This window comes from Streptomyces sp. NPDC043896, from assembly GCF_056435605.1.
The window spans coordinates 220,202-241,393 of sequence record NZ_JBWKEE010000010.1 but is presented as its reverse complement, the minus strand read 5'-3'; the positions used below and the strand labels follow the sequence as shown (position 1 = coordinate 241,393).

At 75.7% G+C, this 21,192-nt stretch carries 16 protein-coding genes and 1 pseudogene; 14 read left to right on the top strand and 3 right to left on the bottom strand.

What is annotated here, in order from left to right:
* Nucleotides 1-123: 123 nt before the first annotated feature.
* The gene (locus AC069X_RS17670) at nt 124-2,238 is read right to left on the bottom strand and encodes a galactose-binding domain-containing protein (RefSeq protein ID WP_478729484.1); all 2,115 of its coding nucleotides are present in this window, start codon (nt 2,236-2,238) and stop codon (nt 124-126) included.
* A gap of 338 nt (nt 2,239-2,576) precedes the next feature.
* On the opposite strand from AC069X_RS17670, the gene AC069X_RS17665 reads away from it, so the two are divergent.
* From AC069X_RS17665 to AC069X_RS17655, 3 genes are all read left to right on the top strand, one after another.
* On the top strand, nt 2,577-3,698 hold the full coding sequence (locus AC069X_RS17665) for a hypothetical protein (protein ID WP_478729483.1): 1,122 nt from the start codon (nt 2,577-2,579) through the stop codon (nt 3,696-3,698).
* A gap of 64 nt (nt 3,699-3,762) precedes the next feature.
* Entirely contained in the window at nt 3,763-4,749 is a 987-nt protein-coding gene (locus AC069X_RS17660) for an alpha/beta fold hydrolase (RefSeq protein ID WP_478729482.1), read from the top strand.
* Nucleotides 4,750-4,802: 53 nt separating this feature from the next.
* Complete coding sequence (locus AC069X_RS17655; RefSeq protein ID WP_478729481.1) at nt 4,803-5,066, top strand: hypothetical protein; 264 nt, start codon at nt 4,803-4,805, stop codon at nt 5,064-5,066.
* A gap of 33 nt (nt 5,067-5,099) precedes the next feature.
* On the opposite strand, the gene AC069X_RS17650 is transcribed toward AC069X_RS17655, so the two are convergent.
* Entirely contained in the window at nt 5,100-5,555 is a 456-nt protein-coding gene (locus AC069X_RS17650; protein ID WP_478729480.1) for an N-acetyltransferase family protein, read from the bottom strand.
* A gap of 179 nt (nt 5,556-5,734) precedes the next feature.
* Between AC069X_RS17650 and AC069X_RS17645 the strand changes: the two are divergent.
* The 10 genes and pseudogenes from AC069X_RS17645 to AC069X_RS17600 form a co-directional block, all read left to right on the top strand.
* Nucleotides 5,735-5,914: pseudogene (locus AC069X_RS17645) on the top strand (LysR family transcriptional regulator); the annotation flags it as partial.
* Between the two features lie 507 nt (nt 5,915-6,421).
* Complete coding sequence (locus tag AC069X_RS17640; RefSeq protein ID WP_478729500.1) at nt 6,422-7,867, top strand: glyceraldehyde-3-phosphate dehydrogenase; 1,446 nt, start codon at nt 6,422-6,424, stop codon at nt 7,865-7,867.
* A gap of 21 nt (nt 7,868-7,888) precedes the next feature.
* The gene (locus tag AC069X_RS17635) at nt 7,889-8,263 is read left to right on the top strand and encodes a PhnA domain-containing protein (protein WP_478729479.1); all 375 of its coding nucleotides are present in this window, start codon (nt 7,889-7,891) and stop codon (nt 8,261-8,263) included.
* Nucleotides 8,264-8,467: 204 nt separating this feature from the next.
* Nucleotides 8,468-8,653: a thiazolylpeptide-type bacteriocin gene (locus tag AC069X_RS17630; protein WP_478729478.1), complete on the top strand. Its 186-nt coding sequence runs from the start codon at nt 8,468-8,470 to the stop codon at nt 8,651-8,653.
* Between the two features lie 37 nt (nt 8,654-8,690).
* The gene (locus tag AC069X_RS17625; protein WP_478729477.1) at nt 8,691-8,873 is read left to right on the top strand and encodes a thiazolylpeptide-type bacteriocin; all 183 of its coding nucleotides are present in this window, start codon (nt 8,691-8,693) and stop codon (nt 8,871-8,873) included.
* A gap of 190 nt (nt 8,874-9,063) precedes the next feature.
* Entirely contained in the window at nt 9,064-11,802 is a 2,739-nt protein-coding gene (locus AC069X_RS17620) for a lantibiotic dehydratase (protein WP_478729476.1), read from the top strand.
* 29 nt (nt 11,803-11,831) lie between these two features.
* Nucleotides 11,832-13,013 (top strand): lantibiotic dehydratase C-terminal domain-containing protein, encoded by a 1,182-nt coding sequence (locus AC069X_RS17615; RefSeq protein WP_478729475.1) that lies wholly within the window; start codon nt 11,832-11,834, stop codon nt 13,011-13,013.
* Nucleotides 13,010-14,872 carry a hypothetical protein gene (locus AC069X_RS17610; protein WP_478729474.1) on the top strand — a complete coding sequence of 621 codons (1,863 nt, stop codon included), beginning with the start codon at nt 13,010-13,012 and terminating at the stop codon, nt 14,870-14,872. The genes AC069X_RS17615 and AC069X_RS17610 overlap by 4 nt, the downstream gene beginning before the upstream one ends.
* Entirely contained in the window at nt 14,872-16,827 is a 1,956-nt protein-coding gene (locus tag AC069X_RS17605) for a TOMM precursor leader peptide-binding protein (RefSeq protein WP_478729473.1), read from the top strand. The genes AC069X_RS17610 and AC069X_RS17605 overlap by 1 nt, the downstream gene beginning before the upstream one ends.
* A 47-nt stretch (nt 16,828-16,874) precedes the next feature.
* Complete coding sequence (locus AC069X_RS17600; RefSeq protein WP_478729472.1) at nt 16,875-18,536, top strand: thiopeptide-type bacteriocin biosynthesis protein; 1,662 nt, start codon at nt 16,875-16,877, stop codon at nt 18,534-18,536.
* 65 nt (nt 18,537-18,601) lie between these two features.
* Here the strand turns inward: AC069X_RS17600 and AC069X_RS17595 are convergent, their stop codons facing one another.
* Nucleotides 18,602-18,985 carry a hypothetical protein gene (locus AC069X_RS17595; protein ID WP_478729471.1) on the bottom strand — a complete coding sequence of 128 codons (384 nt, stop codon included), beginning with the start codon at nt 18,983-18,985 and terminating at the stop codon, nt 18,602-18,604.
* A 152-nt stretch (nt 18,986-19,137) separates the two neighbouring features.
* On the opposite strand from AC069X_RS17595, the gene recQ reads away from it, so the two are divergent.
* Nucleotides 19,138-21,114: a DNA helicase RecQ gene (recQ, locus tag AC069X_RS17590; protein ID WP_478729470.1), complete on the top strand. Its 1,977-nt coding sequence runs from the start codon at nt 19,138-19,140 to the stop codon at nt 21,112-21,114.
* Nucleotides 21,115-21,192: the final 78 nt, after the last annotated feature.

Genomic DNA, 21,192 nt, shown 5'->3' with positions numbered 1-21,192 from the left:
TCTTTGTGACGGGGTAACCCCCTCGTGGCAGAGCCCCTGGGGGAAAGCCCTTTCTTTTGGTGTGCCTGGGGGGGGGGGGGGGGGGTCCCCCCCCCCCCCCCCCCCCCCCCCCCCGCCGCGGTGTCAGCTGCTGAAGACGCCGACCTCGTGGAGGGAGTACCCCCACTGGGTGGCCCGTTGGACCCCCTGGACGCGCAGGTAGCGGGCCGTCACCCCGGCGAACCGGGCCGTGTCCAGACCGCCGTCGCTGTCGGAGGTGGACCAGACCGTCTGCCAGTTCGTCCCGTCCGTGGAGACCTCCAGCCGGTACGCCTTGCCGTGCGCCCGCTCCCAGTCGAGGGTGACGCGCCCGATCCGGTGCGCGGAGCCGAGGTCGAGGCGCAGCCACTGGGCGTCGTTCCACTCGCTGGCCCAGCGGGAGCCCGGGTCGCCGTCCACGGCCCGGCCGGGGGAGTAGTCGACGAAGGGGTTCCACCACTGCGAGGTCGAGGCCGAGGCGGCGGACCCGGTGGCGAGGTTCACCCCGGACCGGTGCCGCTCGGACGCCCCCCAGGTGCCGAGGTAGGACTCGGCGCCCTTGAAGAGGTCGTCCACCACGTCCTGGCCGCCGACGAGCCGGATGTCCTCGATCCAGTCGGGGACCAGGCCGTAGTGCGAGGCGCCGTCGGTGTTCAGGTCCCAGGTGCGCTGTCCGGTGGTCTGCCTGTCGATGACGGAGCCGCCGTCGGCGCTGCGGAAGGGGTACTTCACCGGGTTCGGGGTGTCCGCGCCCCGGGGGCCGGGCCAGCCGCCGACGCCGTTCATGTCGGTGCCGTAGCCGTAGCCCACGCCGTACTTCTCGCGCAGGGCGTCCGTGCGCTTGGCCTCCGCGCTGAAGCCCTCGGAGCCGCTCATGTACGCGGCGGCGAAACCGCCCAGCTTGTAGAGCCGCTCGGTCCAGCCCAGGTCCATCCAGCTGTGCGAGGAGATGACGCCCGGGTACGACTCGGACTCCAGGATGTCGAAGGCGCGGCCCGCGGCCTTGACGCTCATGTGGTCGATCTCCAGCATCATCCCGCGCTTCATCATGCCGCGGAGCGCGTACTCGCCGAGCTCGGTGAGACCGCGCTTGTTGCACTGCGCGGCGGCGTCGTACGAGGGGACCGCGACCCCGGCCGGGAGCTCCTTCTGCGCGGTCGGAGCCGGCACCAGGCCGATCGGGTTGTCCTTCTGCGGGCCGGCGCACTGCTCGGTCTGCCAGAAGGTGCCGGTCGACAGGAACTGGCCGACGTTGATCGCCGTGCCGAGGGCGCCCTCGTCGAAGCGGACGCCGCACAGGGCGTTGTCGAACTTGTGGCACAGGAACATGCTGCGCACGCCCAGCTTGTGCAGCTCGTCCAGACCCCGGTCGACGTCGTCCCTGCCGCACTGGGCGACGTCCAGGATCTGCTTGCAGCCGAAGGGCTCGGAGGTCTCGACGCCGAGGACCACGGCCAGCTTGCCCTGCTTGATCACCTCGCGGGCCTGGTCGGAGTCGGTGACGATGCGGAACCAGCCCTTGCCGGGGCCGCCGTACATCTTGTCGACGAAGGCCTGCATGTCGTACGTCTTCTGCGCCTGCAGGCGGATGGAGGTCATCTCGTCGCAGCCGCGGTCCTTGAAGAAGTAGACCGAGCAGATCACCCCGTTGGTGACGAGGTCGTTGACGAGGACGCGCTGGCCGCCGCGCCAGGCGCGCTCGACCCAGGCGTAGTAGTTCTGCTGGTGGGTCAGGGAGTCGTGGGCGGGCCAGTCCTTGAAGGTGGGCCAGCCGTCGGGGTCGTGCTTGCCGTCCCCGCCCTTGGTGATGAAGTCGAAGACCGCGAGGGTCCCGTCGGGGTAGTGCTCGGGGCAGTCCTTGAGGGCGTCCGCGACGCCCATCTCGGAGAAGGGCTTGCCGCAGATGAGGCGGCCGCCGAAGGCCTCGTTGGACATCAGGTGGTCGTGCGCGTCGACGAACCCGCGCACCTTGCCCTGGGCGTCGGTGCCCTTGAAGGGCTCGCCGGTGACGCCGATGCCGGAGTCGGGCTGGGGCCGCGCGGTCGGGTTCCACCAGCCGGCGTCGGCCGTGGAGGAGCCGGCGTCGGCGGAGGAGAGCGGAGCGGGGCCGAGCAGCAGGGCCAGGACGGCGACGAGCGGGGTCAGGAGCGCGAGGCGGCGGCGCCGGCGGCGCGCGGCGCCCCGGTGCGGCCATGGCGGCGGGTGAGGGGTCAAGGTCATCACTCATGTCTTCGGTCGGCGGATGCGGGTGCGGTCGGATCCGGGCCTGAATTGTCATGCCCCGCACAAGGGTGGGACGAGAATCCCGACTGGCTCGAAAGGAGTCAAGAGTCCGGGACGGATGACCTGATGGAGCGTCGGACCCCGCGGGAGGCGGCCGGCGGGCGCGGCGCCGGTCGGACAGGACGATGATCCGACGATGGCCGGAAAAGCCGCGGCCGGCGAGGGGTCCTCCTAACCTGCCCGGCATGCGCGCGCTGCCCCGGCGGCCCACCACCCGCGCGACCGCCACGGGACCGGCCCCCGGTCCCGCCCCCGCGTCGAAAGGCCCTCGCCCCGTGCACCGCCTCCCCCTGCCCCGCCATCCTCTGGAGACCAGCCGGCTCCTGCTGAACCTCGTGACCCTCGTGTCCCTCGGCGCCGTCCTCGCGGCCGTCGTCCTCGGCGGCTACCCGGCCGGCGGCATCACCCTGCTCGTGATCCTCGTCGGCGTCCTGGTCTGGAGCATGCGCCACCGCAAGGAATCCCTGCGGAAGCTGGAAGTGCTGCGCGCCGAAGCCGTCCTCGCCCACGCCGCACTGCTGGAGCGGCGCGAGCAGTACGCGCGCGACCGGGGCTTCGCCTACCAGGAGACCTGCGCCGACTCCGCCCTCGGCTTCGGCCGCGTCGAGCAGGACGTACCCGAGGACCCGGCCGCGTGGGAGGGCGGCGCGACCATGGCGGAGCGGGTCAAGGAGGCCCCGCACCTGGAGCGCCTGGTCGGCCTGGCCCGGCACGCCGGCGCGCTGGTGGCCGAGGGGGTCGTGCGGATGGACCGCGAGGGCTTCCGCGTCACCGTCTTCGACCTGGAACTCGTCCACCACGGGGACTTCGACGAGCTCGCCCGCATGCTGAAGCCCGCCGTCGCGCTGGAGGTGTCGAAGGACTACGTCACCGTGTGGTCCGTGGAGCTGCCCTTCGCACTGCCCTACATGTCCTCCGCGTACGCCTGGGACGGCAGGCGCGACCCCGTCGAGGCCCTCGTCGAGGGGGAGGACCGGATCGAACGGCGCGCGGAGGACCGGGACTTCGCCGACCTGCTGCTGTCCGTACCGGCCGTGCGCGAGGACGCCCTGTCCGACACCGCCCACCCCTGGTTCGTGGACGGCGCCCGGCTCGTCGCCTGCGCCCGGAGCAACGAGGGCGTGGACCCGCAGACCGTGGAGGCCACCGCCGCCCGCCTCGCCCGGCTCGCCGCCCGGATGCCGTGGACGGAACTGGAGCGCTTCGAGGTGACCGGCCCCGAGGACGCCCGGGTGCGCGCCACCCGGATCCGCTGGACGCACCGCTGGTACGCGCTGCCCGGCGAGGCCCCGACCGCCCGGGCGCTGTGGGAGGAGCGGCAGATCACCCACGCCGGGCTGCGCGCCTTCATGCCGGCCGACGAGGGCTTCGACGAGGGCTTCGAGGAGGCGAGTTGACCGCTGGGCGGACGCTGGCCGGATCTTGACGGTCCCGGCCGGGGCCGTTCGTAGAGTCGCCCGTATGAGCGAACAGAACGACATCGTCGAAGAGGGCGGCTGGTCGCGGCGCGGTGTCCTGCGGGTCGCCGCGGCCGGTGCGGGCACCGCCGCCGTCGTGGGCGCCGGAGCCTCCACCGCGCACGCCGACGGCCGCCGGCGAGGCGCCCCCACCTTCGTGCTGGTCCACGGGTCCGGCAGCAACTCCTACGGCTGGTCCGCGGTCCTCGCCGAACTGGGCCTGCGCGGGCACCGCGCCATCGCGGTCGACCTGCCCGGCCACGGGCCCGGCGCCTACTTTCCCGTCTCCTACCAGTCGCCCCAGGACCTGGAGCGGCTGGCCACCGAGCCCTCGCCGCTGTCCAAGGTGACCCTGGCGGACTTCGCGGACCACGTCGTGGGCGTCGTACGCGCCGCCCACCGCAACGGCCCCGTCATCCTGGTGGGCCAGAGCCTCGGCGGGGCGACCCTGAACGCGGTCGCCAACCGGGTGCCCGAACTGATCTCCCACCTGGTGTACGCCTCCGCCTTCTGCGCGACGCGGCACACCTCGGTGGTGGACCTGATGATGACGACCGAGGGGTCCACCAGCTCCCTGTTCAAGATCCCGCCCTTCAAGACCTCGCCGGAACTGGGGGTGAACCGGGTCAACTGGCGCTCGTCCGACCCGGCCTTCTTCGCCGCGGCGAAGGAGTCCCTGGCCGCCGACTGGTCGGACGCCGAGGTCCGGGCCCTCCTCAACATCCTGGAGCCCGACGAGTCCGCGACGATCGGCACCGCCGACTCCCGGGGCCTGGCGGCCACGTGGGGCCGGGTGCCGCGCACCTTCCTCCGCTTCACGGAGGACCGCTCGATCCCGCTCGCCCTCCAGGACCTGATGATCCGCGAGGCGGACGAGACCACCCCGCGCAACCGCTTCCGGGTGCGGTCGGTCGCCGCCCCGCACATCGGTCCGCGCGACGCGGCCGTGTGGGGCGACGAACTGGAGCGCGTGGCGGAACTCTGCCGCTGAAGCCGGAACCCGCCGGTCCGGCGGGCCGCGGTGGGGGCGTCTATCGTCGAGGTATGAGCGCGACGGTCGTGGTGTACGAGTACGACCACACGGCGGGTGCGGTGCACGCGCGGGACGGGGCTCCCGTCCTGCGCGTGCACGCGGCGCCCGCCGCCCCCGGGCAGAACGCCGTGCGCGGCCCGAGGACGCTCTGCGGCAAGGACACCTTCGCCATGGGGACGGCCCCGTGGGACCCCGCCGCGCGGCCCGGCGCCGGCTGGTACCCGCCGCAGTACGCGGACCGGGTCTGCGCCGCCTGCGACGACGCGGCGGGGTAGGGGCAGGTCAGGCGCCGGGGGTCAGGGGCAGGGTCAGCGGCCGGGTGCCATGTCGTAGGTCACCCACATGGTCCGCGTGGCCACCTGGTCGTACTTGGACCGGGCCCGGTGGTTGTCGTCGGCGGTGATCCACCGCACCACGCTCCAGCCGCGCTCGGCCGCGAGCTCCCGCAGGGCCCCGAGCAGCAGGTCCGCGGCTCCGGAACCGCGGTGCTCCGGGGCCACGAACAGGTCGTCCAGGAAGCACCCGACCGTCGCGGACAGCGGCCGGGCGAACGGCCGGTAGTGCGCCAGCCCCAGCAGCCGCCCTTCGGAGTCCTCGGCGACGAGGGCGCTCTCCTCGTGCGCGGGGTCGTTCACCCACCCCCATACGGTGGCGGCCGCCTCCTCGGTCTGCTCCACCCGGTAGAAGTCGGCGTAGCCCCGGTACAGGACGCGCCATTGGGCGAAGTCCCCGGGCTGTACGGCGCGGACCTTGATGTCGGACATGTGCGGCAACTCCTGTGATCGACGACCGACGCAACGTAGCAAGCGGCGTCTGCCGTCACACCTGTCCACGGAGGTGCCACGGCCGCCGCCGTCTTCGACACGGCGGCGGGTTCCGGCCGTACGCGACGGACCCGTCCGGGAGCGCCGGCCGGGCTCGCGGCGCTCCGTAAGCTGCCCGGATGCAGCTGGACTTGAGGCATCTGCACGCCGTCTGCCGGATCGCGGAAGCGGGCGGTATGGGGGAGGCGGCCAGGCGGCCGGGGATCTCACAGCCGGTGCGCTCCGCCCAGCTGCGCCGGATCGAGGCCTTCACCGGCGGCGAGCTCTTCGTCCGCGGCCGCCACGGGGTGGAGCCCACGGCCCTCGGGCGCTTCGTCCTCGCCAAGGCGCGCCGCGTGCTCGGCGAGATGGACGCCCTCGGCGCCGAGGCGCGCGCCCGCGCGGCCGATGCCCCGCTCCGGCTCGCCGCATCCTGCCGGTGCTCCTGGACGGCCTGCTCGTCCGGACCGACGCCGCCCTGTCCGGGCGGCACCGGACCTGGCCGAGCCGGCCGGCGAGCGGGGGATGTCCCTCGTGGAGGACGGCGACGGAGGCCCCGAGGCCCTGGTCGAGGCCTGCGCGGCGTCCACCGCGCGGCCGTGGGGGCGTACCTGGCGAACGTGGGCCACAACGGCTTCGACCGGGCGTGGTGCGACGCCCACCCGGAGGCCCGTCCGGAGGCCCCGTCCGGTGTTCGGCCGGGCCCCGGAGGGCGCGCCTCCCGCTCCGGCCGCCCGGCCTCGGCGAACCTCGGACGGTCCCCCTTGAAGGAACGATCCGGCGGCGGGTTAGCATATGAGCGCCGCCTAGCTCGAAAGATAACGTCTGTGACTGTCAACGAGGACTCGTTCGCCAACTGGAAGACCCGCGAGGAGATCGCGGAGTCGATGATCCCCCTCATCGGGAAGCTGCACCGGGAACGGGACGTAACGATCCTGCTCCACAGCCGCTCCCTGGTGAACAAGTCGGTCGTGAGCATTCTCAAGGCCCACCGCTTCGCCCGGCAGATCGACGGCGAGGAGCTGTCGGTCACCGAGACGATGCCGTTCCTCCAGGCCCTCACCGCGCTCGACCTGGGCCCGTCCCAGATCGACATCGGCATGCTCGCCGCCACCTACAAGACCGACGACCGAGGTCTGTCGGTCGAGGACTTCACCGCCGAGGCCGTCGTCGGCGCCACCGGCGAGAACAAGATCGAGCGCCGCGAGGGACGCGACGTCGTCCTCTACGGCTTCGGCCGCATCGGCCGCCTCGTCGCCCGCCTGCTCATCGAGAAGGCCGGCTCCGGCAACGGCCTGCGCCTGCGCGCCATCGTCGTGCGCGGCGGCGGCGAGCAGGACCTCGTCAAGCGCGCCTCGCTGCTGCGCCGCGACTCCATCCACGGCCAGTTCCAGGGCACCATCACCGTGGACGAGGCGGCGGGCACGATCGTCGCCAACGGCAACACCATCAAGGTGATCTACGCGAACGACCCGTCCGAGATCGACTACACCGAGTACGGCATCAACGACGCCATCCTCATCGACAACACGGGCAAGTGGCGCGACCGCGAGGGCCTCTCCAAGCACCTGCGCCCCGGCATCGACAAGGTCGTCCTGACCGCCCCGGGCAAGGGCGACGTCCCGAACATCGTCCACGGCGTCAACCACGACACCATCAAGCCGGACGAGCGGGTCCTGTCCTGCGCCTCCTGCACCACCAACGCGATCGTCCCGCCGCTGAAGGCGATGGACGACGAGTACGGTGTGCTCCGCGGCCACGTGGAGACCGTCCACTCGTTCACGAACGACCAGAACCTGCTGGACAACTACCACAAGGCCGACCGCCGCGGCCGCTCCGCGCCGCTCAACATGGTCATCACCGAGACCGGTGCCGCCTCGGCCGTCGCCAAGGCGCTGCCCGAGCTCAAGGCCCCGATCACCGGCAGCTCGATCCGCGTCCCCGTGCCGGACGTCTCGATCGCCATCCTGAGCCTGCGCCTGGGCCGCGAGACCACCCGCGAAGAGGTCCTGGAGTACCTGCGCGGCGTCTCGCTGCACTCGCCGCTCAAGCGCCAGATCGACTTCACCACGGCTCCCGACGCCGTCTCGATGGACTTCGTCGGCTCGCGCCACGCCTCCATCGTCGACGCCGGCGCCACCAAGGTGGACGGCGACAACGCGATCCTCTACCTCTGGTACGACAACGAGTTCGGCTACTCGTGCCAGGTGATCCGCGTCGTCCAGCACGTCTCCGGTGTGGAGTACCCGACCTACCCGGTCCCCCAGGTCTGATCCCCTTCAGCTCCTGAACCGGTGCCCCGCCGACGTCCGTCGGCGGGGCACCGTGCTTTCCCGGCCGGCCCGGACGCGGTCGGCCTCGTCCGCCTCATCCGCCTCATCCGCCTCGTCGACGGAGCCGACGGCCACGACATCGACGGCAGGACCGACGGCTCCGGCTCCATGCGGCTGAAGTCCGGCGTGGTGAGAAAAGGCTGGTTTCCGACTGACGTCCCGCACCGTTCCGCCCCCGTCCACGCCCATGTGGCCGGGGGCGGTGCCATGCCCGGAACGGCCATTCCCGCAAGGAATGCGCCACGGTGGCCCGAGCGGTTCGGTCAAGGCGTTTCCGAGAGGGGATTTCCCGGGCGTTCAGGCCATCCCCCCAACGGGTTCGAAGCGGCGGCTTGATCTCCGCTCTAGCGGGCCTTCGGGCCCCTGCGTGATCCTGAGGACCGGGTCGGCCGCACCGATGGCCGGATGGAATCGATATCCGGCCGGACCGAAACCCGAGGAAAAACGGCATTCCCTTGCGCGGTCCGTGCCGTTCCGCCGGCTCGCGGAATTCCGCCCAGTGCACCTTTCGGCTTTTTCTTCCACACGAGGGAGACACGCATGTCCGACACCGCACACACCCCCGAATTCGGCTTCGACGACCTCGACCTCGACCTCGGCGACCTCACCGTCACCGCGATGCGCGACACCGTCGCCCTGCCCGAGGGCGGCGCGTCCTGGGGCTCCTGCTCCTGCCAGGCGTCCTCCTCCTGCAACAAGCCGACGGTGGACACCCCCATCGGCTGACCGGCGCCCCCGACCACCCCCAGCAGAGGAAACCTCCATGCCCCCCGAGAACCACTTACCCGGCTTCGACCTCGACGACCTCGACCTGGGCGACCTCACCGTCACCGCCATGCGGGACACCGTCGCCCTGCCCGAGGGCGGCGCGTCCTGGGGCTCCTGCTCCTGCCAGGGCTCGTCCTCCTGCGCCAAACCGCCCACGCCGGAGACGCCCGCCCTCTAGGGCGTTCCCGAGGCGTGCGGCAACGGCCCCGGCCGTGCGGACACGCCGTGCGGACGGCGGCCCGGTCCTCCCCGCCGTGCCGTCACCGCCCGATCCCCCCACGCACCCCAGGGCTTCCCGCCGCACCCCCGAGCGCGGCGGGAAGCCCCGCGCCCGCGCCGCACCCACCACCGACAGGACGGGGACGACCATGCAGCCGCAGCCGCAGCCGCAGCCGCAGCCGCAGCCGCAGCCGCAGCCGCAGCCGCAGCCGCAGCCGCGCCGCACCGCCGTTCCGGGCGATGGCTCCGGCTACCGCGTGCGGTCCGCGCCGTACGCGCTGGTCCGCGCCACCGTCCTCGCCCACCCCGCGCAGCGGCCGGAGGCAGCCGGGTTCCGCAGCCTGCTCGCCCGCCTCCAGGAGACGGAACGGCGGCTGCTGGAGACCGCCGGGCCGCTCTGCGACGACCTCCACGACAGCCGGGACGGCCATCCGGCCGAGCTCCACCGCGACGTCGTCCTCCCGCTGCGCCGCGCCCTGCACAACCGGCGCGAACCCCGGCCCGCCCTGCTGGAGCGCCTCGGGGACCTGCCGGCCCGGGTACCCCGGCTCGCCGAGTGGACCGCCCTGCGCGCCCGCCGCACCGCCCTCCTCGACGGCCTCGGGCCCGCCGCCGAACGGGCCCTGGACGCCGAACGCGCCCTGCTGGCCGCCCTGTGCCGCGAACCGGCGCTGGCCAAGGCCGTCGCCCTCACCAGCGCCGACCTGCTGCGCGCCGTCGAACGGGCCGGTACCGGGGCGCATGACCGCCGGGCCCGCAAGGAAGAGCCCGCCGTGCTGCGCTACGCCCTGCGGGCCAGCACCAAGACCAGCCCGCTGTCCTGGTTCACCGCCGTCGGCTGGGCACCGCTGACCGGGACCCCCGCCCCGCCCGTCGCCGCCTGGGGCACCGCGCCCCTCTTCGACGGGCCCCCGCGCTCCGTCGTCCGGGCCAACCGCACCCTGACCACCGCCCTCACCCTCGCCCTCCTCGACGCCCCGCACCGCCGGGCCGCCCTGCCCCACCGCATCACCAGCACCGCCCGGACCACCGACGGCCGGGCGGCGTTCACCCGCGACCGGACCTCCTTCGCCGGGGGCCGCTACCTCGTCGCCGACGAGGACCGGGCCGAGCTGCCCCTCACCGGCCCGCTGGACCTGGTCACCGTCCGCGCCGCGGACCCCGTCCCGCTGGACGAGCTGACCGAGCTGCTGGCCGCCGCCCTGACCGGGGCCGGCGGCGAGGGCCGGGCGGCGGCCGCCGGCTTCCTCGGCCGGCTCGCGGAGGCGGGGCTGCTGGTGCCCGCCGAGCCGGTCCCGCCGCAGGACCCCGACCCGCTGGACCGCATCGCCGACTGGCTGGGCTCCGTGGCAGGCGCCACCGCCGAGGAGGCGGCCGAGGACGCCGCCCACGCCGGGCGCCTGCGCGAGCTCGCGCGGACGACCGCCGCGTTCGCGGGCACCCCGGCCGCCGGCCGTCCCGCCCTGCTGGCCGGCCTGTCCCACCGCTGGACCGAGGCCCTCGCCGCCGCCGGGCGCCCCCTCCCCGCCGTGTCCGCCCCGCTCAGCGCGGTCTCCGAGGACGTCGTCGCCCCGCGGCCCCTGCGCCTCGACGGGTTCCTCGACGCCGCCGACCACGAGGCCCTCGGCGAGGTCACCGCACTGGCGGAGCTCTTCGACCTCGGCCACCTCCTGCGCCGGGTCGTCCGCGACCGCTTCGTCGCCCGCTACGGCCCCGGCGGCCGCTGCCCCCACCCCTGGGAGTTCGGCGCCGACATCGCCGAGTCATGGGAGGCCGCCGGGCGGCTCTCCGCCCTCGACCCAGCCGACCCCCTCCCCACCGGTGCCGACGCCCTCGCGGCCCTGCGCGCCGAGACCGCCGCGGCCGTACGCGCGGCCCCGGACGGCGACCCGGCCCGCGCCGCCGAGGTCGTCCTGCCCCCGGAACTCCTCGAAGGCCTCGGCGACCGGCTTCCCGGCTGGGCCCTGTCGCGGCCGCTCAGCTACGCGTACTTCGTCCAGCGCGCCCCCCGGCACGGTCCGCTGTGCGTCAACCAGGTCTACGGCGGCTGGGGCCGCTTCACCAGCCGCTTCCTGGACACCCTGGACCCCGCCGCCGCCACCGCCGTGTCCCGGGAGATCCGACGCGCCCTGGGCCCCGGCGCGCGCGCCGCCCAGATCCGGCCCGTCGGCGGGTTCAACGCCAACCTCCACCCGCTCCTCGTCCCCGACGAGATCGGTCCCGACCGGCGCTGGACCTCCCTCGGCGAAGCCGACCTGGAACTCGTCCACGACGAGACCGACGACCAGGTGCGCGTCCGGCTGCGCGGCACCGGCGAACCCCTCGACGTCCTCTACCCCGGCTTCCTCTCCCCGGTCCTGCTGCCGCCCCGCCTCGGCGCCCACCTCGGCGACCAGCCCCACGGCGTGGTCGACTTCCGCCCGCTCGTCCCCCGGGGCGTCCTCACCGCACCCGGCGGCGGCCGGGTCACCCACGCGCCCCGGCTGCGCCACCGGCACGTGGTGCTCCGCCGGCGGCGCTGGCTGCTGCCGCCCGACGTCGTGGCGCGGCTGCGCGCCGACCTCGCCGCCGGGGGACCGGTCCCGGCGGAGGCCGCCGCCCGCTGGCGCGCCGCCCTGGACCTGCCCGAACAGGTCTTCCTGCACCCGGCCGCCGCCGCCCCCACCGGAAACGCCGCCGAGGACTTCCTGACCGGGCTGAGCCGCCCCAAACCGCACCTCGTGGACCTCGGCAACGCCCTGCACCTGCGCTGCCTCGCCAAGTGGCTCTCCCGCCACACCACCGGCGCCGTACTGGAGGAGGCACTGCCCGCCCCCGGCGGCCAGGACGACCCGGCCCGCGCCGTGGAACTCGTCCTGGAGGTCTACCGGCCCGGGCGGACCCGATGACCCGTCCCCGGACAGCAGAGGAGACAGCCGTGCAGGCAGCCACCCGAGGCCCTGACGGCGACGGCGACGGCGCCGTCGCAGCCGACATGGCCGCCGTCGACGTGATCGCCTACCACCACCACCCGGTCAAGGCCCCGCTGCTGCGCGAAGTGCTGCTGCCCCTCGCCGCGTCGAGCGCGCGGCAAGGTCTCACCGCCCACGTCGAGCGGCACTGGCTGCACGGCCCCCACCTGCGGCTGCGCCTCCAGGGCCCGCCCGCGCGGGTGGAGGCCGCCGCCACCGCGGCAGCCGTCCGGATCCGCGACTGGCTGCGCCTGCACCCCTCCCGCGACGACCGCACCGAGGCCCGGCTGCTGGCGGAAGCGGCCGCCGCCGGGCGCGCCGAACTCGTCCCCCCGCCCTACGGGCCGATCACCCCGGACAACACGGTCCGCACCGAGCCCGCCGACCGGTCCTCCGTACGCGCCCTGCTCGGCGACGACGGCGCCCGCCTGCGCGACGACCTGCTCCGCGACGGGCTCGGCGCGCTGCGGGCCGGAGCCGGCTTCCTCGGCGAACACGGCGACACCGCGCCGGCACGGGTCCGGCTCGCGGTGGCCGCGCTCGCCGCGCACGCCGCAGCCCACCCCGCGGGGCTGGCCGGCGGCCACTACTCGTACGTCTCCCACCTGGAGGACTTCCTCCTCCACGACGACCCCGACGGACGGATCCGCGCCTCCTTCGACCGCCAGTGGGACCGCACCGGGGACGCCGTCACCGCCCTCGTCGGACGCGTCGCCGACGGCGGGGCCCACGGCTGGGAGCGGCACTGGGCCGGCTTCTCCGCCGGCGCGTGGCGGCTGGCGCGAGGCCGGTACGAGGCCGGCGCCGACCTGCACGGCAGCCCGCCCGCCTACCGGGACCGGGCCGCCGCCACCGGGGACCGTGCGGCCGCGGAGCGCTGGGACCCCGACCTCCGCACCCGGTACAGCGAGTTCCACCGGCTGCTGCGGCGCGCCGACCCGGGCGGGGCGATGTTCGGCGACCCCGACTACCTGGTGTACCGGGCCTGCACCAACGCCCTCTACCGGCTCCTCGCCCTCTGCGACGTCCGCCCCCTGGAGCGCTACCTGGCGGCGCACCTGGTGGTCCGGACGGTGCCCGCGCTGACCGGCAGCGACTGGCGCTCGGAACTCGACGCGGCCGTCGCCGCCGTGGAGCGCGGCGCATGACGGCCCCCGGGTACGGGACGCCCGCCGCCGCCGACCCCGCCGCCCGCGCGGTGCGCCGGCTCCGCCCGGGCGTGGCCGTGACTCCGCTGCGGGCCGGGCTCCACCTGCGCGGGCGCTCCGGCAGCGTCACGCTGGAGGGCAGCGAGGCCCTGCCCGCCCTGTGGCGGTGGGTGGAGGGCCCGCTGCGGGCCGGGGTCCTCGACGCGCACCTGGACGCCGCGCAGGCCGGACCGGCGCTGCGCGGCGCCGTGGAGACCCTGCTCGGGCAGCTGGAGGCCCACGGGCTGCTGGTCACGGAGCCCGCCGGGGACGGGGAGGCCCCCTGCCCGGACGCCGGGTACGAGGACCAGGGGCGCGACCCCGTCGCGCTGTGGCTCGGGGCCGGCGCCGAGCGGCCCGCCGCCGCCCGCGCCGCCCTCGCCGGGGCCCGCGCCGAGGTGCTGGCCGGAGCCCCCGACGGGCCCCTGGCCCTCGCCGCCGGGCGGGCGCTGACCCTGGGCGGACTGCCCGTCACCCGCACCGCCGACCCGGCCCTCCCCCCGGGCCGGGTCCTGCTCCGCCTCCACGGCGCCGGACCGGACCGCGCCCTCGCGGCCGGACTCCGCCCCGGCGGCGGCTACGCCACGGCCGTCGGCAGCCCGGCCCGGGCCCGCTCCGACGCGGCGGCCCTGGAGGCCCGGCTCGGCTCCGCGGAGGCGGGCCCCCAGGACCCCGGCGGCACGGCCCCGGCCCCCCTGGCCTCCCTGCTCGGCGGCTCGGCGGCGCACCGCCTGCTCTGCGCGGCCGCCGGGCTCCCCGACCCGGCGGCCGAGGGCGGCGACGAGCGGCTGCTGCCCGGGCTTCCGGCGGTGCTCCTCGCCGCCACCGCGCCGTTGCGGGCCGAGTTCCGCAGCTGGGTCGGGCCCGGGCACCCGGACGCGGACCGCCCGGCGGACCTCGCCCCGGCCGGCACCCTCGGCGAGGCGCTGCGCCGGCTGGCGGCCCTGACCGACGAGCGGTGCGGCGCCCTGCCCGCGCCGGAGCCGGCGGACCTGCCCCAGCTCCCGGTGCCGCTGGCCGTCTGCGCACTGCCCGGGCCGCCGGGGCACGCGCCGGCCGGCGGGCGCCTGGTCGCCGGGGCGCCGCGGCTGGACCTGGCCCGCCTGGAGCTGTTCTGCCGTACGGCGGAACTCCTGCTGGGCGGCCGGGGGTTCACCGTCGGGGCGAACCCCGGGCACGCGCGGGGCCGGGCCCTGCGCGCGGACTTCGCCCGCCGCGCCGCCCGCGCCCGAGGCGTCGCCCGCGCCCCCCGCGCCGCCGGAGCCGCGGACCGGCCGCCGGGCGGCGGGGCGGCGGCCCGGGCCGTGGACGTCGCCGCGCCCCTGTGGTCCGGGCACCCGCAGTTCCGGCACTGGTGGCACACCCTGACGGCCCGTCTGGCGGTGCCCGCCCGCATCCGGGTGGTCCGGGCCGGGCCCGAGGGGGTCCACCACGCCGTGGTCCGCCCGGCCGGGGGGTCCGCGCCGCTGGGGGAGGCCGTGGAGGCCACCCCGGGCGACGCGGCGGCCTTCGCGGCGCTCGCCGCCGTGGCCGCCGTCCGCGCCGGCGAGACGGGCCCGGCGTCGCCCCCGCCCTCCGGCGGGGCCGTCGCCCCGCTGGCCGCGGCCGGCACCCGTACCGCCGGCTGGGAGGACGCGGGCTGGAACAGCAGCTGGCTGGCCGGCACCGCCGGACGGGAGGAGGCCTTCCAGGCCGCCCTGCGCCGCCTGGCCGGACCGTCCCGCGACACCGGGACGCCCGCCCCGGCCCGGAACGGCGAACTCCTGGCGCGGCTGAGGGCGTTCGGGTTCACCGTCCTGCACACCCCCGAGGAGCCGTGATGACCCCCGCAGCCCCGGCCCCCGCAGCCCCGGCCCCCGCAGTCCCCGCAGCGGCCGCCCTCTTCGCCGCGCTGCCCGTACCGGTCCTCGACGCCGCAGCCGCGCGGGAGGCCACCTCCGGGCCGGCCGCCGTCCTGCTGACCGACTGGACCGCCGGCGTCGCCGAGGAGCTGAGCCGGCACGCGCTGGCCCACCCGGTGGCCCTGGTCCCCGTACGCTTCGACGGCCCCCTGGCCCTGGTCGGCCCGCTGCTCGCACCCGGCGCCCCGGCCTGCCTGTCCTGCGCCGAGTACCAGCGGCTCGCCACGGCCGGCGGACGCGTGCCCCGGCAGAGCCCGGCGCTCGCGCTGGCCGGCGTACCGTCCCCGGCGCTGGCCGAGTCCCTCGGCGCCCTCGTCCGGGACCTCCTGGACGGCCACGCCCGCCCGGCGCCCGCCGGGGAACCGCCGGCCGCCACCGTGTACCTGCTCCACCAGGGGCGCGGCACCTGGTCCACCCACCGGATCCGGCCCGTCGGCGGCTGCGCCGTCTGCCACCCCCTGCCCCCGGACTCCGCCGCCGGCCCGGCCCCGCTGCCCTCGGCACCCCGCCCGCTGCCCGACCCGTACCTGCTGCGCGCCCCCAACCCCCGCACCACGGCCGACCGGATGCGCGCGGCCCTGCACGACGAGCGGTTCGGGCCGGTCCGCAGCCTCTTCCGCACGGAGGACTCCGCGTTCTGCCTGACCACCGCCTTCGTGACCGACGGCCGCGCCGTCGACGACGGCGGCTACGGCCGGGCCGGCGACTTCGCCGGCAGCGAGCGGACCGCCCTCTTCGAGGCCGTCGAAAGGTACGCCGGGATGCGCCCCACCGGCCGCCGCACCGACCTGCGGGCCTCCTTCGCCGCACTCGGCCCCGAACGCGCCCTGGACCCGGAGACCCTCGGCCTGCCCGACCCCGCCCACCACGGGCACCCGGCCTCGCCCACCGTCCCCTACACGCCCGGCCTCGAACTGGACTGGGTGCGGGGCTGGTCCCTCACCCGGCAGCGGGAGGTGGCCGTCCCCGAGCACGTCGCGTACTGGGACCCGCCCGGCGGGGCGCGGCCGCGCGTCGTGTACGAGTCGTCCAACGGCTGCGGCCTGGGCAACAGCCCCGAAGAGGCCGCGCTCTACGGCCTGTTCGAGGTCGCCGAGCGCGACGCCTTCCTGATGGCCTGGTACGCGGCCACCCCGCTGCCCCGCGTACAGCTCCCGCCGGAGGACACCGACACGGTCCTCCTCGCCGACCGGGCGGCCCTGGCCGGCTACCGGCTCCTGCTGCTCGACGCGACCAACGACTTCGGCATCCCCGCCGTCGTCGCCGTCTGCCGCTACGAGGGCTCCCACCCGGACGCGCCCCGGATGTTCCTCGCCGCCGGCGCCCACCACGACCCCCGTGCCGCGATCCGCTCCGCCGTGGCCGAGGTCGTCACCAACGTGCTGGAGTCCGCGCAGCGCGCCCTCGCCGAGGACCGGCCGCGCGACCCCGCACGGCTGCGCCCGATGCTCGACCACCCCGAGCTGGTGGTCACCCTCGACGACCACGTCGGGCTGAACGCCCTGCCCGAGGCGGCCCCCCGCCTGGAGTTCCTCTTCGCCGACACCCCCTGCCGGACCGTGGCCGAGACCTGGCCGGGCGCGCCCGCGCCGGTGTCCGACCTCTCCGCCCTGCTCACCGCGACCGTGGAGCGGCTCGCGCGGGCGGGCCTGGAGGTGGTCACCGTCGACCAGACCGAGCCGGGAGTACGCGAACGGCTCGGCCTGCACTGCGTGAAGGCCGTCGTGCCCGGCTCGCTGCCGATGACCTTCGGGCACGTCAACCGCCGCACCCGGGGCCTGCCCCGGCTGCTGGAGGTGCCCCACCGGCTCGGCCGCACGGACCGGCCGCTGCGCCACGAGGACCTCGCCCTCCACCCGCACCCCTTCCCCTGACCTCCCCCGCACCCCGACCGGTGCGGACAAGGACCGGACGTGACGACGTGACTTCGACCGACACCTGGCACAGCCACCACCTCTTCCTGCACTCCGCCACCGGGGACACGGACGCGTTCCTGGTCCACGAAGCGGCCCCCCTCCTCGACGGGCTCGTCGCGTCGGGGGAGGCAGGAGGATGGTTCTTCATCCGCTACGGAGAGGGCGGACCGCACGTCCGCGTCCGGGTCCGAGGCCTGAGCGCGGCCGCGGCCGCCGCACTGCCCGGGGAACTGGCCCGCGCCGCGAAGGCGGTGCCCGCCGTACCGGGGCCGTGGCCGTCCCGCCACGGAGAGGTGCGCGCCGTGGCCTACGCACCCGAGACCGAGCGCTACGGCGGACCGCGCGCGCTGCCCGTCGCCGAGGAGGTCTTCGAAACCTCCAGCCGGGTGGCGGTCGACGCCCTGCGTGCCCTGCCCGGGGGCGGCGGGACCGGCGCCCGGCTCACCGCCGCCGCCGACCTGGCCCACACGACGGCGCACGCCCTCGGCATGGACGCGCTCACCGCGGCGCGCTGGCTGCGCGGGCACGCCGCCGGCTGGCGGTGGGTCACCGAGGTCGAGCTGCTGCCCGGCGCGTCCGTGCACACCCGGGTCAACTCCGTGTACGCGGCGCAGCGCACGGGCCTGCGCGGGCGGGCCACCGAGCTGCGCGAGCGGGTCGACGCGGGCACCGCCGCGCCCTGGCTCCTGCGCTGGGCGGCCGGTGTCCGCGCGGCCGACGCGCGGCTGCGGCACCTGGGGGAGGAAACGCGGGCCTGGGTGTGGGGCTCCCAGCTGCACATGCTGTTCAACCGGCTCGGTATCACCCCCGACGAGGAGCGGGCGGTGTGCCGGCTGGCGGCCCGCACCCTGCTGGAGACCGGGGAGGCGCCCGGGTACTTCCCGTCCGGGCACACCGCCGCCGACTTCCAGTACCTCGAACGGAGCAAGTTCCAGATCGGCCGGGGCGAGGACACCGAGCTGCGCCCGCTGCCGGACGGCCCGGACCGGCCCGCGGCGCCCGGGCCCGAACTGGACCTGCCGGCCGACCCGCTGCCCGAGGTGTCGCTGGCCGCCGCGCTGGCCGCCCGCACCACGCGGCGCGGCCCGCTGCGGGGACCGCTGGACGCCGGCACCCTGGGCTCGCTGCTGTGGAACGCCCTGTCCGAGAGCGCCCGCACCGAGCAGCAGCTGCCCGACGGTTCGGCCCTGGCCCTGTCCCACCGGCCCTACCCGAGCGCCGGGGCCCTGTACACGGCCCGGGTGCGGCTGGCGGTGCTCGACGTGGCGGGGGTGCCGGCGGGCACGTACGACTGCCTGCCGGAACGGCGGACCCTGCGCCGCGTGGGTCCGGCACCGGCCGTGGCGGAGGTCAAGGCGCTCTCCACGTACCTCTCCCGCCCGGACACGGACCCCCACTGGATCGGCGTCGACGGGATGCCCGTGCTCCTGGCCGTCCACGTGGACCTCGGGCTGCTGCGCCGGCGCTACGGGCTGCGCGCGCTGCGGCTGGCCCTGCTGGAGGCCGGCCACCTCACCCAGACGCTGCTGCTCACCGCGGCGGCGCTGGGCCTGGCCGGCGTCCCGCTCGGAGGCTTCCACGACGACCTCGCGCAGGAACTGCTCGGCCTGGACGACCTGGAGCAGCCGCTCCAGTACCTGCTGCCGCTGGGGCGCCGCACCCCCTGAGCCCGGTGCGACGGCCCGGCCCGGTCCGGGGCCGGGCGGGGGCCGGGCGGGGGCGCCGCCGCGGGTCAGCGGCTGAAGCCGGCGACCGCGGTGTGGACGGTGACGCGGGCGCCGCCGAGGAGGGCGGCCTTGGCGCGGAGGCGTTCCATGACCGCCGGGCCCGGGTCGCCGTACAGGTCGATGGAGCGCATGTGGATCAGCGGGACGAAGGCGCGGAACCTGGGCCCGCCGAGTTCGAGGTGGAACTCCAGCGAGGCCGCGTCGGGGTGGACGGCGACCAGTGTCATCGTCGCCCCGGCGTCGTCGACGTGGAAGCGGTACGTCAGCAGCCGCGGTTCCATCACCTCGACGAAGGCCGCGAGCTCGCGCATGGCGGCCCTCGCCTCGCGGAGCCGGCCGGGCAGGACGTCCGAGCGGTCGACGTAGAGGATCGTCTCGGGTGGCGCCATGTCCCGACGCTAGCGGGACGGCCGCCGCCACCCGGCGCGACGCGCCCCGGGAACCCGCCCGTGCGACCGCCGGGGCCGGGGACCCCGCCCGGGAGCCGCCGGCCGGCCGCCGGTGGGACGGGGGTGTCGGCGGGGGCCGCTAGGCTTCTCGAATGGCCCTTCCGGACGCTTCCCCCGAGATCTCCGACTCCCTGCAGGTACTCCACCGCGTATTCGGTTACAGCTCCTTCCGCGGCGAGCAGGAGGAGATCATCGAGCAGGTCGCCGGGGGCGGCGACGCCCTCGTGCTGATGCCGACCGGCGGCGGCAAATCGCTCTGCTACCAGATCCCCGCGCTCGTCAGGGACGGCACCGGCATCGTCATCTCGCCGCTGATCGCGCTGATGCAGGACCAGGTGGACGCGCTCACCGCCCTCGGGGTGCGGGCCGGATTCCTCAACTCCACGCAGGACCCCTACGAGCGGCAGGCCGTCGAGCAGGCCTTCCTCGCCGACGAGCTGGACCTGCTCTACCTGGCCCCCGAGCGCCTGCGCACCGAGGGCACCCAGCGGCTCCTCGACCGGGGCCGGGTGTCCCTGTTCGCGATCGACGAGGCGCACTGCGTCGCACAGTGGGGCCACGACTTCCGGCCCGACTACCTGGCCCTGTCGATGCTCCACGAGCGCTGGCCCAAGGTGCCGCGGATCGCCCTGACCGCGACCGCCACGGAGGCCACCCACGCCGAGATCGCGGCGCGGCTGGGCCTGGAGGACGCCCGGCACTTCGTGGCCAGCTTCGACCGGCCCAACATCCAGTACCGCATCGTCCCCAAGAACAACCCCCTCCGGCAGCTGCTGGAACTGATCAGGACCGAGCACGACGGCGACGCCGGCGTCGTCTACTGCCTCTCGCGGTCATCGGTGGAGAAGACAGCCGCCTTCCTGGTGGAGCAGGGCATCGACGCCGTGCCGTACCACGCCGGCATGGACGCCCGCACGCGCGCCACGAACCAGGCGCGCTTCCTGCGCGAGGACGGGGTCGTGGTGGTGGCCACGATCGCCTTCGGCATGGGCATCGACAAGCCCGACGTGCGCTTCGTGGCCCACCTCGACCTGCCGAAGTCCGTCGAGGGCTACTACCAGGAGACCGGGCGCGCCGGCCGGGACGGCGAGCCGGCCACCGCCTGGCTGGCGTACGGCCTGCAGGACGTGGTCCAGCAGCGCAAGCTCATCGACGGCTCCGAGGGCGACGAGACGCACCGCCGCTCACTGGCCGCCCACCTGGACGCCATGCTCGCGCTGTGCGAGACCGTCGACTGCCGCCGGGTCCGGCTGCTCGCCTACTTCGGGCAGTCCGGGGAGCCCTGCGGCAACTGCGACACCTGCCTGACCCCGGCCGAGTCCTGGGACGGGACGGTCGCCGCGCAGAAGCTGCTGTCCACGGTGTGGCGGCTGGCGCGGGAACGGCGCCAGAAGTTCGGCGCCGGCCAGATCATCGACATCCTCCAGGGCAAGAAGACGGCCAAGGTCATCCAGTTCGACCACGACGGCCTGTCGGTGTTCGGCGTCGGCGCGGACCTGAGCACGGGGGAGTGGCGCGGGGTCGTGCGCCAGCTGCTGGCCCTGGGCCTGCTCGCGGTGGAGGGCGACTACGGCACCCTCGTGCTGACGGACGCCAGCGGAGAGGTGCTGGGCGGGCGCCGCACCGTCCAGATGCGCAAGGAGAAGGCACCGGCCGCCCCGGCCCGCAAGGAGGCCGGATCCCGGTCCGGCAAGAGCGCGCGGGTCCCCGTCGACCTGCCCGCCTCCGCCGTGCCCGTCTTCGAGGCGCTGCGCGCCTGGCGGGCGGCGACCGCGCGGGAGCAGGGCGTCCCGGCGTACGTCGTCTTCCACGACGCCACGCTCCGGGAGATCGCGACGCGTCTGCCCGGCACGGTCGAGGAGCTCGGCGGCATCGGCGGCGTCGGCGAGGCCAAGCTCGCCAAGTACGCCGACGGGGTCCTGGAGGCCCTGGCCGGGCTGGGGGGCGCGGCGGCGCCCGCGGCTCCGCCCGCCGCCGAAGCGGAACCCGCGCCGGCACCGGAGCCCCCGTACGAGGAGGAACCGCCCTTCGACCTCGACGAGGACCCGCCCTGGGACGACTGGCGCTGACCGTCCCCGCAGGAAGCGCACGTCAGGGCCGCGTCAAAGATCGGTCTCCTTGTGCAAAGGGAACGTCAGGAAGTGCGC